The 18111-nt window shown below is 58.7% G+C and carries 16 protein-coding genes and 1 pseudogene; 6 read left to right on the top strand and 11 right to left on the bottom strand.

Annotated features, from left to right (window positions below):
• Positions 1-234: 234 nt before the first annotated feature.
• Complete coding sequence (gene aceK / locus PspR84_RS07650; RefSeq protein WP_160056612.1) at positions 235-1956, bottom strand: bifunctional isocitrate dehydrogenase kinase/phosphatase; 1722 nt, start codon at positions 1954-1956, stop codon at positions 235-237.
• A gap of 397 nt (positions 1957-2353) precedes the next feature.
• Between aceK and PspR84_RS07645 the strand changes: the two genes are divergently transcribed.
• Both PspR84_RS07645 and PspR84_RS07640 read left to right on the top strand, forming a co-directional pair.
• On the top strand, positions 2354-3979 hold the full coding sequence (locus PspR84_RS07645) for a methyl-accepting chemotaxis protein (protein WP_160056610.1): 1626 nt from the start codon (positions 2354-2356) through the stop codon (positions 3977-3979).
• Positions 3980-4064: 85 nt separating this feature from the next.
• Positions 4065-4973, top strand: coding sequence for a DMT family transporter (locus tag PspR84_RS07640; protein WP_160056608.1), 909 nt, complete (start codon positions 4065-4067; stop codon positions 4971-4973).
• Positions 4974-5094: 121 nt separating this feature from the next.
• Here PspR84_RS07640 and PspR84_RS07635 read toward each other — a convergent pair whose 3' ends face one another.
• From PspR84_RS07635 to cysK, 4 genes are all read right to left on the bottom strand, one after another.
• A complete protein-coding gene (locus PspR84_RS07635; RefSeq protein WP_160056606.1) occupies positions 5095-5958 on the bottom strand; it encodes a DMT family transporter in 864 nt (287 codons plus the stop codon).
• Between the two features lie 95 nt (positions 5959-6053).
• Positions 6054-6218, bottom strand: a complete 165-nt coding sequence (locus PspR84_RS29450; protein WP_162835961.1) for a hypothetical protein — start codon at positions 6216-6218, stop codon at positions 6054-6056.
• Positions 6219-6679: 461 nt separating this feature from the next.
• The gene (locus PspR84_RS07630) at positions 6680-7618 is read right to left on the bottom strand and encodes an aspartyl/asparaginyl beta-hydroxylase domain-containing protein (protein ID WP_160056604.1); all 939 of its coding nucleotides are present in this window, start codon (positions 7616-7618) and stop codon (positions 6680-6682) included.
• Positions 7619-7802: 184 nt separating this feature from the next.
• Complete coding sequence (cysK, locus tag PspR84_RS07625) at positions 7803-8777, bottom strand: cysteine synthase A (protein ID WP_127926224.1); 975 nt, start codon at positions 8775-8777, stop codon at positions 7803-7805.
• 127 nt (positions 8778-8904) lie between these two features.
• Here cysK and PspR84_RS07620 point away from each other — a divergent pair, with 127 nt between their 5' ends.
• Positions 8905-9981 carry a DUF748 domain-containing protein gene (locus PspR84_RS07620; protein ID WP_160056602.1) on the top strand — a complete coding sequence of 359 codons (1077 nt, stop codon included), beginning with the start codon at positions 8905-8907 and terminating at the stop codon, positions 9979-9981.
• Positions 9982-9997: 16 nt separating this feature from the next.
• On the opposite strand, the pseudogene PspR84_RS07615 reads toward PspR84_RS07620, so the two are convergent.
• A pseudogene (locus PspR84_RS07615) lies at positions 9998-10246 on the bottom strand (DUF2442 domain-containing protein); the annotation flags it as partial.
• A gap of 279 nt (positions 10247-10525) precedes the next feature.
• On the opposite strand from PspR84_RS07615, the gene PspR84_RS07610 reads away from it, so the two are divergent.
• Both PspR84_RS07610 and PspR84_RS07605 read left to right on the top strand, forming a co-directional pair.
• A complete protein-coding gene (locus PspR84_RS07610) occupies positions 10526-11371 on the top strand; it encodes a MoxR family ATPase (protein WP_007911294.1) in 846 nt (281 codons plus the stop codon).
• A 12-nt stretch (positions 11372-11383) separates the two neighbouring features.
• Positions 11384-12562: a VWA domain-containing protein gene (locus PspR84_RS07605; protein WP_007911295.1), complete on the top strand. Its 1179-nt coding sequence runs from the start codon at positions 11384-11386 to the stop codon at positions 12560-12562.
• A gap of 92 nt (positions 12563-12654) precedes the next feature.
• Here PspR84_RS07605 and PspR84_RS07600 read toward each other — a convergent pair whose 3' ends face one another.
• The 4 genes from PspR84_RS07600 to PspR84_RS07585 form a co-directional block, all read right to left on the bottom strand.
• Positions 12655-13578, bottom strand: coding sequence for a biotin-dependent carboxyltransferase family protein (locus PspR84_RS07600; RefSeq protein ID WP_160056598.1), 924 nt, complete (start codon positions 13576-13578; stop codon positions 12655-12657).
• The gene (locus tag PspR84_RS07595) at positions 13575-14279 is read right to left on the bottom strand and encodes an allophanate hydrolase subunit 1 (protein WP_160056596.1); all 705 of its coding nucleotides are present in this window, start codon (positions 14277-14279) and stop codon (positions 13575-13577) included. The genes PspR84_RS07600 and PspR84_RS07595 overlap by 4 nt, the downstream gene beginning before the upstream one ends.
• Positions 14276-15028, bottom strand: coding sequence for a 5-oxoprolinase subunit PxpA (locus tag PspR84_RS07590; RefSeq protein ID WP_160056594.1), 753 nt, complete (start codon positions 15026-15028; stop codon positions 14276-14278). The genes PspR84_RS07595 and PspR84_RS07590 overlap by 4 nt, the downstream gene beginning before the upstream one ends.
• 62 nt (positions 15029-15090) lie before the next feature.
• The gene (locus PspR84_RS07585) at positions 15091-16377 is read right to left on the bottom strand and encodes an MFS transporter (protein WP_038358414.1); all 1287 of its coding nucleotides are present in this window, start codon (positions 16375-16377) and stop codon (positions 15091-15093) included.
• A gap of 159 nt (positions 16378-16536) precedes the next feature.
• Here PspR84_RS07585 and PspR84_RS07580 point away from each other — a divergent pair, with 159 nt between their 5' ends.
• The gene (locus tag PspR84_RS07580) at positions 16537-17451 is read left to right on the top strand and encodes a LysR family transcriptional regulator (protein ID WP_160056592.1); all 915 of its coding nucleotides are present in this window, start codon (positions 16537-16539) and stop codon (positions 17449-17451) included.
• A 112-nt stretch (positions 17452-17563) separates the two neighbouring features.
• Here the strand turns inward: PspR84_RS07580 and PspR84_RS07575 are convergent, their stop codons facing one another.
• A complete protein-coding gene (locus PspR84_RS07575) occupies positions 17564-18106 on the bottom strand; it encodes a DUF2937 family protein (RefSeq protein ID WP_160056590.1) in 543 nt (180 codons plus the stop codon).
• Between the last annotated feature and the right edge of the window lie 5 nt (positions 18107-18111).

Below are 18111 nucleotides of genomic sequence, written 5' to 3'. Positions count from 1 at the left end.
CGGATTGTCGCAGATTTGGCGGATTTGTGGCGTGTCTGGGGGATTGCTGCCCTCACCCTAGCCCTCTCCCGGAGGGAGAGGGGACCGACCGAGTCAACTTTGCCAGCTTCGCCGACCTGAACGTGCATCACCGAATCCATAATCGCCAAAATCTTTCAGGTCGGCGTTTGACCCAAGACACCTCGGTCGGCCCCCTCTCCCCTTGGGAGAGGGCTGGGGTGAGGGTTTCAGGGCTTACTCGTTATCCAAGCCTCTGCGCCGATACGGAAAGACATCAATGACCTTCCCCGCCCGAATCGCCTCCTGCAGGCTCTTCCAGTAATCGGCGTTATACAACTCGCCATGCAACTGATCGAACAACTTGCGCTGCCCGGAATCGGCAAACAGGAACGGCGGAAACTCCTCGGGAAACACATCCAGCGGCCCGATCGAATACCACGGTTCGGAGGCCATTTCGTCCTCCGGCGTGCGCGGCGCTGGGATGTGGCGGAAGTTGGCTTCGGTCAGAAAGCAGATCTCGTCGTAGTCATAAAACACCACCCGCCCATGCCGGGTGACGCCGAAGTTCTTCAGCAGCATGTCGCCGGGAAAGATGTTCGCCGCTGCCAGTTGCTTGATCGCCAGGCCGTAATCCTCCAGCGCTTCGCGCACCTGCGCGTCGTTGGCGTTTTCCAGATACAGATTGAGCGGGGTCATTCGCCGCTCGGTCCAGCAGTGGCGGATCAGCACCGTGTCGCCTTCGACCGACACCGTCGACGGTGCGACTTCCAGCAACTCCTCAAGACACGCCGGATCAAATTTGCTCAGCGGAAAACGGAAGTCGGCAAACTCCTGGGTATCGGCCATGCGCCCTACCCGGTCGACACTTTTTACCAGCCGGTACTTCTCGATCACCGTGGCACGGTCGACGTTTTTCGACGGCGAGAAACGGTCCTTGATGATTTTGAATACGGTGTTGAAGCCCGGCAGGGTGAACACGCTCATGACCATGCCGCGTACGCCCGGGGCCATGATGAACTGGTCGTCGGTGTTGGCCAGATGATTGATCAGTGCACGGTAGAACTCGGATTTTCCGTGCTTGTAGAAGCCGATCGAGGTGTACAGCTCGGCGATGTGCTTACCCGGCAGAATGCGCCGCAGGAAACCGATGAATTCCGCCGGCACCGGCACATCGACCATGAAGTACGAACGGGTGAACGAGAAAATGATCGACACATCGGCTTCGTCGGTGATCAGCGCATCGATCTGGATCCCGCGTCCTTCGCGGTGCAGCAGCGGAATCACCAGCGGCCACTGCTCGTCGCGGGTGTAAATACGCCCGACCAGATACGCGCCTTTGTTGCGGTAGAGCACCGAGGAAAACAGCTCGACGCTGAGTTCCGGGTCCTTGCACACCCAGTCCGGCAGATTGTCGCGCAGTTGTGCTTCGAGGCGAAGCAAATCGCCGGGCAGATCGGCGTAGTCCTCGCTGAAACGATAGTCGGCAAAAATGCTCGCGAGCATCCCCGACAGCTGTCCCTGTGGTTTGTACGTGCGGGTTTGCGCGGCGCGGGCGCGGCGCAGGCTCGGACGCGTGGTGTGGATGAACATGCAGCCGTCGCTGATCAGGTCATGGCTGAACAGACCGCAGAAAATCGAGTTGTACCAGGTCTCGGACAGCTCATCGTCGAAGCGCAGGTCGATGACGCTGATGTAGGCGCTTTTCACCAGCGGCCAGCAACTGACATTCATCAGCGTTTCGTCATCGAAGTATTCACGCAGACGGGCGATGGTTTCGCTGACCTTTTCTTCATAGAGATTGATCCGCGCCGCCGACGCCGTTTGCGTCTCCTGCCAGCGCGCCTGCTCGAAGCGCTCCCGGGCGCCGTCGGTGATCCGCCGGAAATGCTCGCGGTAATCGTCAAAGCCATCGAGGATCATGCGGGCGATGTCGGTGGCTGGCCATTGCTGCGGCATAAATAAGACCTCGGCGTGCATTTGGAAATCTGTGCCTGAGCTTAGCTACGGATGCGCACACAGGTGAAGTGCAATTTCTGCCAAATCTGCGCCGGGGTTGACGCCAAAAGCATTTTTTGCAAAGTTTTTTTAATCGACCGTTCGGTCAGCTAATCGCCTGAGCAATCCTTCTTGCCGCTCCGCGCCAGCCCGCGAATTCTCTGGGCTTCGGATCCAATACAAAGCAGACGCGTCTAGGCCGTGGTTTTGCTGCAAATTCACGCCCCCTCAACGACACCCCCAGATTGGTCTTACCAAAATAGTGGCACTTTGATATATAGCCCGCCATCACCCGCCTCATAACAAGATCCTCGCTGACGAGGACGACCTCCCCCCTCAAAGATCAAGGAGCACACTGATGTCTATCCGGAATCTGCGCATAGGTTTGCGCGCCAGTTTGAGCTTCGCCGTTTTGGCCAGTCTGCTGGTGGTGGTCGGCCTGTTCGGTCTGGGCCAGATGAAAACCCTGCGCGAAAGTGCTGCGGTGATCGAAGAATCATGGATGCCGAGCATCGAGAGCATTCATGACGCGGCGGCGAACATCGCCAGCATCCGTCTCGAATCGTTGCGTCTGATCACCAACTCCCAGCCTGCTGTGCGCGACCGAAGCAACGGCATCCTCAAGGCGCAACGTGAGGAGTTGCTCAAACGCCTCAACGATCATAAAGCCTTGATCGCCAGTGATCAGGAACAAGCGATGCTCGACGGCTTGAACGCGGCCGTTGGCAAATACCTGAGCATTCTCGATCAGATTGTCAGCCAGATTGACGCGGGGCAGAACGAGCAGGCTGCCACGCGTTTGAGCAACGAACTGGCACCGCAGGGCACTGTGCTCGACAAGACGCTGGAGCAGATGATCAGCCTCAACCAACAAGGCGCGGATGCCGCCGCCAAAGCCGCTGCGCAGATGTATCAGCAGGCATTATGGATCGTCGCAACGATCATCGTGGTCGCCCTGATTGCCACATTGCTATTGGCCTGGTTGCTGACCCGCAGCATCACCACGCCGATCAATCAGGCACTGAATGTGGCGCGGCGCATTGCTGCCGGCAATCTCAATGGCGAAATTATCAGTAGCGGCAAAGATGAGGCGTCGCAGTTGCTCGACGCCTTGGCCGAGATGCAGGGCAATCTGCGCTCGACCATCCGCGGTATTAGCGAATCGGCACAGCAACTGGCTTCCGCTGCCGAGGAAATGAGTTCGGTGATGGAGCAAAGTACTCGCGGCCTGCAGCAGCAGAACGATCAAATCGAACAAGCCGCCACGGCGGTCACCGAGATGAGCACAGCAGTGGATGAAGTCGCCGCCAACGCTGTGTCCAGCGCCGAAGCGTCCGCTGCCTCCAACGAAGACAGCAAGCACGGCCATGTACAGGTCAGCGAAACCATCAGCTCGATTCAGCAACTGGTCGATGCGGTACTCGGTGCTTCCGGACAAGCCGAGGGTCTGGCCACGCAGGCGCAGAACATCAGCAAAGTGCTGGAGGTGATTCGCGGGATTGCCGGGCAGACCAACCTGTTGGCGCTCAATGCGGCGATCGAAGCGGCTCGGGCCGGTGAGGCCGGCCGCGGCTTCGCCGTGGTCGCCGATGAAGTGCGTTCGCTGGCCCAACGCACGCAAAATTCCACCGAAGAAATCGAGCTGATGATCAGCAGCATCCAGCAAGGCACCGGGGCAACCGTTGGCGCGTTGCAGAGCAGTGCCGAACAGGCGGGTCAGACGCTGCGCCGCGCCAACAGTGCCGGTCAGGCACTGGAAAAAATCACCGCGTCGATCTCGCAGATCAACCAACGCAACCTGGTGATCGCCAGCGCGGCCGAGCAGCAGGCATTGGTGGCGCGTGAGGTCGATCAGAATCTGGTGACCATCCGTGACCTCTCAACGCAGACCGCCGCCGGCGCCACTCAGACCTCGGCCGCGAGCCAGGAACTGTCGCGTCTGGCCGTCGATCTCAACGGCCTGGTGACACGCTTTGTGATCTGATCGGAAAGTTGCATGCCCGAATAGCGGTTGCCTTCGTCAGGGCGCTCGGCAACACTCTCGTCCCGATCAAGGAAGGAGACCCGCCGTGAGCCCTGTCGATATTTTCCGTATGTTGTCGCTGGCGGCCATATGGGGCGCGAGCTTTCTGTTCATGCGCATTATTGCGCCGGTGATCGGCACGATTCCGACCGGGTTCTTTCGCGTGTCGATTGCGGCTGCAGGGCTGCTGGTAATCCTCGGGCTGATGCGCGTGCGCTGGGATTTCAAAGGCAAACTGAAAACCGTGATGCTGCTGGGCGTCATCAACTCAGGGATTCCGGCGACGCTGTATTCGGTTGCGGCCCAGGTACTGCCGGCCGGCTACTCGGCGATTTTCAATGCCACCACGCCGCTGATGGGCGTACTGATTGGCGGGTTGTTCTTCAGTGAAAAACTCTCCGCAGCCAAGTTGGGTGGGGTGTTTCTCGGGCTATTCGGTGTTGGCGTGCTGACCCGTGCCGGCCCCGTGGCGTTCGACTTGCAGCTGTTGATGGGCGCCGTTGCCTGTCTGCTCGCAACCACTTGTTATGGTTTTGCCGGATTCCTCGCGCGGCGCTGGCTGGATCAGGCCGGTGGACTGGACAGTCGTCTGTCGGCGCTGGGCAGCATGCTCGGTGCGACGTTGTTCCTGTTGCCGTTGTTCATTTATAGCGTGATCAGCGCTCCACCCGTCAGTTGGGGCGGCTGGAATGTCTGGCTGTCGCTGCTGGGCCTGGGTCTGGGCTGCACGGCGTTTGCCTACATCATTTATTTCCGCCTGCTCAGTTCGATCGGCCCGGTGAAGTCGATGACCGTGACCTTCATGATTCCGCCGTTTGGCGTGCTGTGGGGGGCGTTGTTGCTGGATGAGCCGTTATCGATGGCGCATGTCTACGGCGGGGTGTTGATTGCGGCGGCGTTGTGGTTGGTGTTGAAGCCGGCGGTGGTGAAGTCGGCTGAGGTGCCGGCCCGATAAATTTGTGCTGTTGCCGAAAAGGCCATCGCGAGCAGGCTCACTCCTACAATTGGAATGCGTTCCCCTGTAGGAGTGAGCGTGCTCGCGATCGGCGGCCTAAAAGCCGCCACCTGACGATCTGTTAGCTGGTTTTACGGAACACAAACGCTAGACCGACAATGATCAACAGCATCCCCAGCACACTCAACACTGCCAGGCGATTGTCGAAAATCAGATAATCCATCACCGCCGTCACCGCCGGTACCAGATAGAACAAACTGGTGACATTCACCAGATTGCCCCGCGCGATCAGCCGATACAGCAACAGCGTCGCCAGCACCGAGACCACCAGCCCCATCCACAACACCGGCACGATAAAACCGGTGCTGTGTTCAAAATGGAACGGCTGAAACGGCACGAAGATCCCGCACAACAATAGCCCGGCCAGATATTGCACCGGCAGTGTGCCGAGGGGATTGTCGGTGATGCGTTTCTGCATGATCGAGCCCAGCGTCATGCTCGCCAGCGCCAACAGACCAAACAGCATTCCCGCCCAGGACATCCCGGCCAGACTGATGCCCTGGTACACCACCATGATCAGCCCCGCCAGCCCCAGCGCCAGACCGAACAGGCGGCTGGCCGAGCGCTGCCGCTCCATGAAGACGACGGTGAGAATCGGCTGCACGCCCATGATGGTCGCCATCACACCGGGGGTGACTTTGGTGTTGAGCGCCAGCAGATAGAAAATCTGATAAGCGCCCAACAACACCACACCCGTGGCGATCGCAAACAGCATCGGCCGCCCCCCCTTGGGCAACTTCAGTTTGAGCAGCGGCGCCAACAGCAGAAGCCCACACAGGGCAATCACAAAGCGAATCAGCAGAAAGGCAAACGGCGAAGCGTGCGCCAGGCCCCATTTGGAGAAGATCGCCCCGCTGCTCCACAGCAGAACGAACAGGCTCGTGGACGCAGCCGCGAGCGCGGATTTTTTCGAAAGGACAAACATGAATACCACCTGTAGTCAGGCAAGGAGCCAACTCAGCCGAAGCTGAAATTCAGTAGGTTTTTCTGGCGGGCGCAGGGGTCAGCAGAAACTGCCGATCAGCCCGAAACGCCAACGCCCGGCGGTGATACGACTGCGCACACCGGCGTGCTACTGACAGGTGGAGGGTAATGACTGATCTGCTTGGGCTGCTGATTCCCGCACGGCACGACGCCAGCGTTGACCGCTGAATCGACTACCGCGTTGATGAGGGATGCAGGCATTGGCGCAGATCTTTTTTGAGAGGGTGGAGCGTGAGGCATACGACTCACGAGCGCCGACTATAACCAGCGTGGGACATGGATTGCAATGATTTGGACAAAGGGCCAGCAGGGACAGTTGGCCGCAAGGTGAATAGGCTGGATTGCAATCGCGACACCAAACCATGGGGGACAAGGGCTAATTGACTAAGACTAGTATCGGACAACTGCTCATTTAATGATCAACGCCGGAGACACCATGAAGGCTGCCGTTGAAAAAAAAGCGCCAGGCGCCAGATCGATAAAAGCTGATAGAAAACGCTCTTCCGGAAAGTTGTCTGAACGGGAGTTGCACCGAATCAGAGAAGCATTGGTGAACCCAGCCGCGGAAGAGCCAGGAGGCGTCCTCGCTGGCGCTTCGTTCACCTTCTCTTCATAAAAAAACCGCTCTCAAGGAGCGGTTTTTTATTGCCTGCGATTCAGCCTCAACCAAACAGCCAATACCCCAACAACGTCAACACCACCACTGCCAACACCGGCCGCATCACGCGGTAAGCCTTCGGATGACGGCGCTTCCACTGTTTGACCACGCCACTGAACTTGTCGCTGAAGTTCTTGCTCCAGGCATAGGCCTGGTTGATCCCGCCGACGCGTTCATCATCAAGGTTCTGCGGTGCGGTCGCACGGCCGAGCCAAGCGCTGATCGAGCGATTGATGCGGGTCATGAAGCGGTTGCTCAGCGGACGCTCGACGTCGCAGAACAGAATCACGCGGGTTTGGTCGGTTTCGTTCTTGACCCAGTGCACGTAGGTTTCGTCGAACATCACGTCTTCGCCGTCACGCCAGGCGTAGACCTGGCCATCGACGAAGATCCGGCAATCGTCGGAGTTCGGCGTCGACAGGCCGAGGTGATAGCGCAGCGAGCCGGCAAACGGGTCACGATGCGGGTTCAGGTGACTGCCCCCCGGCAGCAACGCAAACATCGCCCCTTTGACGTTGGGAATCGCGCTGACCAGCGCCACGGTTTTCGGGCACAGGGTTTCGGCAGATGGTAGAGGTTTGTCATACCACTTGAGGTAGAAACGCTTCCAGCCCTTCTTGAAGAACGAGCCGAAACCGGCGTCGTTGTTCTTTTCCGCCGCGCGAATATAGCCCTCATCGAACAAATGCATGGCTTCGTCGCGAATGGTTTCCCAGTTGTCGCGCAGCACATCCAGTTCCGGGAACTTGCTGCGATCCAGGTACGGCTTGGACGGGACGCCGGAGAACAGGTACATCAAGGCGTTGTACGGGGCGAACAGTGCCGAGTGGTTGACGAACTGGCGCAGAACCGGCAAACGCGCCTTGCCGCGCAAATGCACATACAGGATGCTGCCCACAAACAGCAGCAGCACCAATACCTTGGCGGCTAACGAAAAGGTCATCAACGACTCCTTGAATAAAGACAACGCTGCGCAATGCCCTTTACCCGGCATGGCAGCCGGCCATGATAAACACTACCGGCGCCGGGCAAAACCCGCCTTACACAAGATTCAGTGTTAAGAATTGCGCAACAAAGCATTTATTAGCATAACGATCCTGAACCCTGGCTGACCTGAATCAACTCGGTTACTGCTGCGTCTCCTGTTCGGTAAACAGATCACTGAACAACATGCTCGACAGATAACGCTCGCCGGAGTCCGGCAGAATCACCACGATAGTCTTGCCCTGCATTTCCGGAGTCTCAGCCAGACGCACTGCTACCGCCATCGCTGCACCGCAGGAGATGCCGCACAAAATCCCTTCTTCCTGCATCAAGCGCAGCGCCATGGCCTTGGATTCGTCGTCGGTGACCTGCTCGACTCGGTCCACCATCGACAGATCAAGGTTTTTCGGCACAAAACCGGCACCGATCCCCTGAATCTTGTGCGGGCTCGGTTTGATCTCTTCACCGGCCAGCGCTTGGGTGATTACTGGCGATGACATCGGCTCCACCGCTACCGACAGGATCGGTTTGCCCTGGGTATTCTTGATATACCGCGAAACACCGGTGATGGTTCCGCCGGTGCCGACGCCCGCGACCAGTACATCGACGGCGCCATCGGTGTCGTTCCAGATTTCCGGACCCGTGGTTTTTTCGTGAATCGCCGGGTTGGCCGGGTTGTCGAACTGCGCCGGCATGAAGTATTTATCGGCATCGCTGGCAACGATCTCGGCGGCCTTTTCGATGGCGCCTTTCATGCCCTTGGCCGGCTCGGTCAACACCAGTTCGGCGCCCAAAGCCTTGAGAACCTTGCGACGCTCGATACTCATCGAGGCCGGCATGGTCAGCATCAATTTGTAACCACGGGCAGCAGCCACAAATGCCAGGCCAATGCCTGTATTACCCGACGTAGGCTCGACAATGGTCATGCCCGGCTTGAGTTTGCCGCTGCTTTCGGCGTCCCAGATCATGTTGGCGCCGATCCGGCACTTGACCGAATAACCGGGGTTGCGCCCTTCGATCTTGGCCAGAATAGTCACGCCACGCGGCGCGATACGGTTGATCTGCACCAGCGGCGTATTACCGATGGAATGGGCGTTGTCAGCAAAAATACGGCTCATGGCTGGGTCCTTATGCAGCATTGAATTCAGCCTTCAAAGGTATGCCTGTTGCCTGGCGCAGTCCAGTCGGGTCGAACGACTGCGCCAGGCAATAGTCAATCGCTTACATCGTCAGGGAATTGCCGTCATGAAGCGTCGCTACAGTTGGCCACTAGGGATTTTCGCCGTCGTCGTTGTGCTGCTGATCGCGCTGCATATTGCGCTGCCTTACATGGTGCGCGACTACCTGAACGGCAAACTCGCGGATATGGGTGATTATCGGGGCCAGATCACTGATGTCGATCTGGCCCTATGGCGCGGCGCCTACAAGATCAACGGGCTGAAAATCGTCAAGGTCGACGGCAAGGTACCGGTACCATTCGTTAACGCACCGCTGATCGATCTGGCGGTCAGCTGGCATTCGCTGTGGTACGACCATGCTGTGGTGGCGCAAGTGAAATTCGTCAATCCCGAGATCAATTTCGTCGATGGCGGGGCCAACAAGCAGAACTCCCAGACCGGTCAAGGAACCGACTGGCGCGCGCAACTGGGTAAATTGCTGCCGATCACCCTCGACGAAGTACAGATTCAAGACGGCAAGATCAGCTTCCGCAACTTCAACTCAAAACCACCAGTGAACATGAACGCGACCAACGTCGACGCCAGCATCTACAACCTGACCAACGTAGTCGACAAACAGGGCAAACGCGACGCCCGCTTTGAAGGCAAAGCCCTGCTGCTGGGGCATGCACCGCTGGAAACCACCGCCACGTTCGACCCGCTGAGCAACTTCGAGGACTTCGAATTCCGTCTGCGCGCCAAAGACATCGAACTTAAACGAATGAACGACTTCGCCTCGGCCTACGGCAAGTTCGACTTCAACGCCGGCCACGGTGACGTGGTGATCGAAGCCCAGGCAAAAAAGGCCCAGGTCAACGGCTACATCAAACCGCTGCTGCGCGATGTCGAAGTGTTCAACTGGCAGCAGGACGTGGAAAACAAGAACAAGAGCATTTTCCGCTCGGTCTGGGAGGCGCTGGTGGGCGGCACGGAAACCGTGCTGAAGAACCAGGCGAAAAACCAGTTCGCCACCAAAGTTGAGCTCAGAGGCAACGTACATCAGCAAAATATCAGCGCGTTCGAAGCGTTTTTGCAGATTTTGCGTAATGGTTTCGTACAGGCATTCAATGCGCGGTATGAGCGGCCGAAGCCGGATGCGGGTTAGGGTTCATTTCTGGAAAAGCATCCAGATATAGAGTATCGGCGCCAATCTGAATATCCGGGGCCGGCCATTCAACGGTCCAACCTTTATCGCCCAAGATGGCAGTCGCAAAGACTTGGGGATCAAGCAAGGGCTGCAACTGCTTACACGTTTGAATATCTCGACTCAAATCGAGTGTCAGCGCTCGACCATCAACAAAGTCCAGTGCAAGCCGGCAATCAGAGAGTGCAGTAACTGCCGCCAAGCGTGGTCGTTTCATGGATAGCATCAATTCAGCGCCTCCAGGCACATGGGGACTGCTTCGCAGCCCAGCGGGAGCAAGCTCCCTCGCCACAGATTCAGTGGACATCCTGAAGGCTATCGTCAAATCAACGAGGCCTGAATACCGGCCATCGGCCGAGACTGAGTCAACATGTGACGCCCCATTCAGAGACTGAATAAGCCGTCTGCGTTCACAGTCGACCGGCCTGCGCGTTATAGTCGGGCATCCGATTATTTCGCCCCCGCCCTGCCCGTCAGGTCGGCGTTACCGTTCGAGGATTAGCAGATGAAGTTCGAAGGCACCCAGGCCTACGTCGCCACCGATGACCTGAAGCTGGCGGTCAACGCCGCCATCACTCTGGAGCGACCGCTGCTGGTCAAGGGCGAGCCGGGCACCGGCAAGACCATGCTCGCCGAGCAACTGGCCGAATCGTTCGGCGCCAAGTTGATCACCTGGCACATCAAATCCACCACCAAAGCCCATCAGGGCCTGTACGAGTACGATGCGGTCAGCCGCCTGCGCGACTCGCAATTGGGCAATGAAAAAGTCCACGACGTGCGCAACTACTTGAAGAAAGGCAAGCTCTGGGAGGCGTTCGAGTCCGAAGAGCGGGTCATTCTGCTGATCGATGAAATCGACAAGGCTGACATCGAGTTCCCTAACGACTTGCTGCAAGAACTCGACAAGATGGAGTTCTACGTTTACGAGATCGACGAGACCATCAAGGCCAAGAAGCGCCCGATCATCATCATTACCTCTAACAATGAAAAAGAGCTGCCGGATGCCTTCCTGCGCCGCTGCTTCTTCCACTACATCGCCTTCCCCGACCGCACCACCCTGCAGAAAATCGTTGACGTGCACTACCCGGACATCAAGAAGGATCTGGTCAGCGAAGCGCTGGACGTGTTCTTCGATGTGCGCAAGGTGCCGGGCCTGAAGAAGAAGCCGTCGACCTCGGAACTGGTCGACTGGCTCAAGCTGCTGATGGCCGACAACATCGGCGAAGCGGTGCTGCGCGAACGTGATCCGACTAAAGCCATCCCGCCGCTGGCCGGTGCGCTGGTGAAGAACGAACAGGACGTGCAACTGCTTGAGCGCCTGGCGTTCATGAGCCGTCGCGGCACCCGCTAAGAGGCTGATGCCATGTTGCTCAACCTGTTCAATGAAATGCGTGCCGCCAAGGTGCCCGTGTCCGTGCGCGAGTTGCTCGACCTGATCAACGCGCTGAAACAGCGCGTGACCTTCGCCGACATGGACGAGTTCTACTACTTGTCGCGGGCGATTCTGGTCAAGGACGAACGCCATTTCGACAAGTTCGACCGCGCGTTCGGCGCCTACTTCAATGGTCTCGAAAAGCTCGATGATCACTTGCAGGCGCTGATTCCCGAAGACTGGCTGCGCAAGGAGTTCGAGCGCTCGCTGAGCGACGAGGAACGCGCGCAGATCCAGTCCCTCGGCGGTCTGGACAAGCTGATCGAAGAGTTCAAGAAACGTCTGGAAGAACAGAAGGAACGCCACGCCGGCGGCAATAAATGGATTGGCACTGGCGGCACCAGCCCGTTCGGCTCCGGTGGCTTCAACCCGGAAGGCATTCGCGTTGGCGATGCCGGCAAACGCCAAGGCAAAGCGGTGAAAGTCTGGGATCAGCGCGAATACAAGAACCTCGATGATTCGGTGGAACTGGGCACGCGCAATATCAAAGTCGCCCTGCGCCGACTGCGCAAATTCGCCCGCCAAGGCGCGGCAGAAGAGCTGGACATCGACGGCACCATCGACCACACCGCCAAGGACGCCGGTCTGCTGAATATCCAGATGCGCCCCGAGCGACGCAACACCGTGAAGCTGTTGCTGCTGTTCGACATCGGCGGTTCGATGGACGCGCATGTGAAGATTTGCGAAGAGCTGTTCTCGGCCTGCAAGACCGAGTTCAAGCATCTGGAGTATTTCTACTTCCACAACTTCGTTTACGAATCGGTGTGGAAGAACAACATGCGCCGCACCTCCGAGCGCACCTCGACCCAGGATCTGTTGCACAAGTACGGCGCCGACTACAAAGTGATCTTCATCGGTGACGCAGCCATGGCGCCTTATGAAATCACCCAGGCCGGCGGCAGTGTCGAGCACTGGAACGAAGAGCCGGGCTACGTGTGGATGCAGCGCTTCATGGAGAAGTACAAGAAGCTCATCTGGATCAACCCGTATCCGAAAGATACCTGGGGCTATACCTCATCGACCAATATCGTGCGGGATCTGATCGAGGATCAGATGTATCCGTTGACGTTGCGCGGGCTTGAGGAAGGGATGCGGTTTCTTTCCAAATAACCTGCTTTGTCTGTACGGACGCTATCGCGAGCAGGCTCACTCCTACATTTGGAATGCGTTCCCCTGTAGGAGTGAGCCTGCTCGCGATGCTTCTAGCTATCTTTGAAGCGCTGCAGATATTTGGTGTGCTCACGGTGCGCAACCTCCTGCACCACCGGCCGCAACCGCACCTGCGCCCCCGGCAGACACTGCGCCAACCGCGCCAACGCCATCGGCGTCAACGCGCCCAATCGCGGATAACCGCCAATCGTCTGCCGATCATTGAGCAACACAATCGGCTGCCCGTCCGGTGGCACTTGAACGGCGCCTAACGGAATACCCTCGGAAATCATCGGCTGGCCTTGGTATTGCAACGCTTTGCCGAGCAAGCGAATGCCCATGCGATCGGCGCGACTGTCCAGCCTCCAGGCACTGTTGAATGCATCGAACAGACTCTGCCCGCTGAAATGGCCAATCTGCGCACCGAGCACCAGATCCAGTGGTGCATTCGACTTCAGATCCGGCCGCAACGCCAACGGCACTTCCCGTACCCACAGCGATTCCCCGCGATAACTCAGCGTTGATTCCGCGGCCAACGGCAAACCCATGCCATCCAGACCACCGAGTTCTTCACGTACAACCGTGGCGCTACTGCCCAGCACCTTCGGTGCATCAAAACCACCGGGCGCCGCCAGATAGGCCCGAGCCCCAAGCAACGGCTGCGTGAACAGCAACTTCTGTCCTTTACCCAACTTGAAACTGCGCCACGGCGCCAGCGGTTGACCCTCAATCTGCGCGCCAAGATCAGCTCCAGCCAGCGCCAGCAAGCAGTCCTCCTCCGCGATGACGGCAAGGCCGCCGAGGGTGATTTCGATCACCGGCACATCCAGTCCGTTGCCCAGCAACCAGTTGGCCCAGCTCATTGAGCACCAGTCCGCTGCGCCGCCCTGGGTGACGCCCAGATGGCGCACGCCGAAACGTCCTGCGTCCTGCAACAGGCACAGCGGCGTACTCGCTTCAATCGTCAGTCGGCTCATGCCTGCACCTCCAGTGGCGTGTCATCGCCGCCCAGATTGACGAACTCGGCATGACTGACCGCTTCGAATCGCACCGTGTCGCCCGGTTGCATCAGACTGTAGCCCTCGCGGTTGCGGTCGAACAATTTGGCCGGGGTGCGGCCGATCAGATTCCAGCCGCCGGGAGACACGACGGGATAGGCAGCGGTTTGCCGTTCAGCAATACCGACACTGCCAGCCGCGACTTTCTTGCGCGGCGTGTTCAGGCGAGGCGCGGCAAGCACTTCTTCGACCAACCCCATAAACGCGAATCCCGGCGCAAAGCCAAGCGCAAACACCTGATATTCGCGACCACTGTGGCGACGTATCACCTCCTCCACTGCCAGCCCACTGCGCTCGGCCAGCAGGACCAATTCCGGGCCGACGCTCAAGTCATACCAGACCGGCAACACATGACATTGACCGCCAGTTCGCACATTCGGCGACAGGTCGATCAACGCCTCGGCGATCAACTCCCGCGCCTGACTCGGGCTCAGAGCCGTCAGATCGTAATGCACCATCAACGTCGTATAGGACGGCACCAGATCAATCAGTTGCTCGCCGAATACCGCACGCAAACGCTCACTGGCAGCGAGCATCCAAGGCATGTTGGCTTCGACGATTTCATCGAACAGCCGCAGCATCAGGCAATCCAGTGCCACCACTTCAATCCTTGGGTTCATGGCGCACTCTGCTGATTCAAGGCCTCGCGAATGCGCTGCACGGCGGCGACCGAACTGGCGTTGTCGCCGTGAACGCAGAGGGTATTGGCGTGCAGCAGCAAGGCGCTGCCGTCGCTGGCGATGAGGTTGTCGCCACGGGCGATGGTCAGGGCTTGTTCGATAATGGTTTCGGCATCGTGATGCACCGCGCCCGGCAATTGCCGTGAAACCAGTTTGCCGGCGCTGTCGTAGGCGCGGTCGGCGAAGGCTTCGAACCACATTGTCACGCCATACTCATCGCCGATCTGCTGCGCAGCGGAGTTGTCGCGAGTGGCCATCAGCATCAGCGGCAGGCTGCGGTCATAAGCGGCCACTGCCTGAATCACTGCACGCAATTGCGCCGCGTTGGCCATCATGTCGTTGTACATCGCGCCATGGGGCTTTACGTAACTGACTCGCCCGCCTTGGGCTTTGCAAATGCCGTCGAGGGCTCCGATCTGGTAATGCAGGATGTCTTGCAGCTCTTGCGCCGAATACGCCATGGAGCGGCGGCCGAATCCGACCAGGTCCTGATAGGCCGGGTGTGCGCCGATCTGCACGCCGTGGCTCAACGCCAGGCTGACGGTCTTGCGCATGATGCTCGGATCACCCGCGTGGAAACCACAGGCCACGTTGGCGCAATCGATGAAGGGCATGACCTCGGCATCCAGACCCATGGTCCAACTGCCGAAGCTCTCGCCAATGTCGCAATTCAATAGCAGGCGGCTCACGGTGAACACTCCTGTAGGTGCTTGTCTTTTTATCTGTAGGACTGTGCTGCGCAGGTTATCAGTTACTGCGCATCGAGTTGCTTGCCTCGGGTTTCCGGCAGACTCAACGCCGCGATAATCACCACGCCGTAAGACACTGCGGCAAAGGCACCAATGCCTACGCTCAACGGTACTTTCTGGCTAAGCAGACCAATCAGCAGCGGAAACAATGCCGCCAGCGCCCGACCGATGTTGTAGCAAAAGCCCTGCCCCGAACCGCGAATTCGCGTGGGAAACAGCTCGGTCAGAAACGCGCCCATGCCGCTGAAAATCCCCGAGGCGAAGAAGCCCAGCGGGAAGCCCAGCCACAGCATCACGCCGTTGCTCACCGGCAACTGCGTGTAGAGCAGAACGATGGTGAACGAGCCGACTGCGAAGAGGATGAAGTTCTTTTTCCGCCCCAGCAGGTCAGTCAGATAAGCGCTGATCACGTAACCGACGTAAGAGCCGACAATCACCATCGCCAGATAACCGCCCGTGCCGAGTACGCTCAAGCCGCGTTCGTTTTTCAGAAAGGTCGGAAGCCACGAAGTGATCGCGTAGTAACCACCCAGCGCGCCGGTGGTCAGCAGCGAAGCGCGAAACGTGGTGAAGAGCATGCCGGGGGCGAAGATCTCATAGAACTTCGATTGGTTTTCTGGCGTTTGCTGCGCCTTGGCTTCGCGGTAGATCTCCGGATCCTTCACCAGACGGCGGACAAAAATCACAAAAATCGCCGGCACGATGCCGAGGATGAACAGCGCCCGCCAGGCATCTTCCGGCGGCAATACCGAGAACAGCAACGCATACAGAATCGCCGTCAGTCCCCAGCCCAACGCCCACCCGGATTGCACCATGCCCACCGCTTTGCCGCGATCCTTGGCGCGGATGACCTCGCCGATCAGCACCGCCCCGGCGGTCCATTCGCCGCCGAAACCGAAGCCCATCAAGGTCCGGGCGATCAGCAGTTGTTCGTAGTTTTGCGCGAAGCCGCAGAGGAAGGTAAAGAAGGCGAACCACAGCACGGTCAGTTGCAGGGTGCGCACACGACCGATGCGGTCGGAGAGAATTCCGGCGACCCAGCCGCCGATGGCCGAAGCGATCAAGGTGCTGGTGTGAATCAGCCCGGCCTCACCGGTGGTAATGCCCCACATCGCGATCAGCGTCGGCACGACGAAGCTGAGCATCTGCGTGTCCATGCCGTCCAGACCGTAGCCGATCTTGCAGCTCCAGAACGTGCGGCGCTCCTGTTGGTTGATGTTGCGATACCAGTCGAAAGGCCCGGGACGCGCCGTTGCCTTGGGTACTTCTAGGGTGTCGGGAGCACGCATGGCTTATCTCCGCAGGTTTTTTATTGGTCTTGTTCGTAGCCCCGACGACGCCTATCGTGGGGACCGGATGCGTCGATTTTTCGTCGCGCGGCCCTGCTGCGTCCAACGAATAAAAACCCGCCTTAGCCATAAGAAAAATTTGTCACCCGAGCCTTGCCCATGAACCTGAAGTTTCTCGAGACCTTTGTCTGGGTCGCCCGCCTGAAGAGTTTTCGCCTGACCGCCGACAAGCTGTTCACCACCCAGGCGTCGATTTCCAGCCGCATCGCGGTGTTGGAGGGTGAGCTGGGGGTGAAGCTGTTTTTGCGCGATTCACGTGGTGTCAGCCTGACGCCCGAAGGGTTGAAAGTGCTGGAGTATGCCGAGCAGATGCTGGACACCATGTCAGCACTGAAACAGTCGATCGAGACCCGGTCGAGCAAGGTCGGCCGTGTACGTATCGGCGTGATGGACACGGTGATTCACACCTGGCTCAGCCCGTTGGTGGCGCAAATGACCGACCTGTATCCACGGGTGGAAATCGAGCTGGTGGCGGATACTTCGCTGAACCTCTGCGATCAATTGCAAAAAGGCTTTCTCGACATCGTTCTGCAAACTGACCTGATCCGCCATGAAAGCGTGCGCAGTCTGGAGCTGGCCAGCCATCCGCTGGGCTGGATTGTCGCCAGTAATTCGATCTACAACCGCGACTACGCCGACCTCACCGAACTGGCGCAGGAGCGGATCATCACCTACTCGAAAAACTCCCGGCCGCATCAGGACCTGCTGGCGTTGATGCAGGCGAGCGGCGTGATAGCGCCGCGCTTGAATTGCGTGAATTCGGTGTCGGCGATCACGCGGTTGTTGCGTGATGGGTTTGGTATTGGTGTGCTGCCGCCGGTGCTGGTGGCTGAGGAACTGGCGCGGGGCGAATTGACCTTGTTGGCGATTGATCAACGGCCGCCGGACTTGCAGGTGGTGGTGTCGTGGCGGGTGGGGGTTGAGTGGGTCGAGGAGATTGTGACGTTGTGTCAGCAGGTGCTGGTGGGGTATGCGCAGAAGGTCGGTGATGGGTATGTGGTTTTGACCCCTTAACAGCAAAAGATCGTCCGATCGCGGCCCGAACCTTCGGCAGCTCCTACATTGATCTCTGTAGGAGCTGCCGAAGGTTCGGGCCGCGATCGGACGATCTTTTGATCTTGAGCTGTTACAACCCACGCACGTCGCGGTCTTCGATCGGCCGGCTCTGACGCAGGCGCCGGCCACCGAGCACGACCCAATCGATCAAGCGGAACAGGCACTCAACCCCGAACGACAGCAGCAACGCGCCGCTCATGCCCCAGATCATCGCTTCCGGGGTCAGCAGGATCTGGTAGCTGTAGCCGTTCCACGTTTCCTTGCGGATATCCGGATCAGCGGCCAGCACCACTTGAAGAAAGCGGATGTACCACGGGCCTTGCATCGCCTGGAACTGCTTGTCCAGCGCGATCTGACGGCTGAGCAACGTGTTCAGGCTGTCGGCATCGCTGCGAAACACTGGGTCTTCACTGGCGCGATAATGCGCGACCAGCGCCTGCATATCGCCTTTGAAGAATTGATCAGCCGTGCCCTGAAAACCGCGCAGACCGGTCTGCGCTTCGATCAGATGCGCCTCGACGCGTTTCGCGTAATCGTTGATGAAACCCGGCACCTGGACACCAATCAACAGGCCCGCCGCAAACAAAACCAGCCGTACATAACTGAGCAACATGGGGT

This window comes from Pseudomonas sp. R84, assembly GCF_009834515.1.
Taxonomy (GTDB): Bacteria; Pseudomonadota; Gammaproteobacteria; order Pseudomonadales; family Pseudomonadaceae; genus Aquipseudomonas.
The sequence above is the reverse complement of the archived record's forward strand: the minus strand, read 5'-3'. Positions and strand labels throughout refer to the sequence as shown.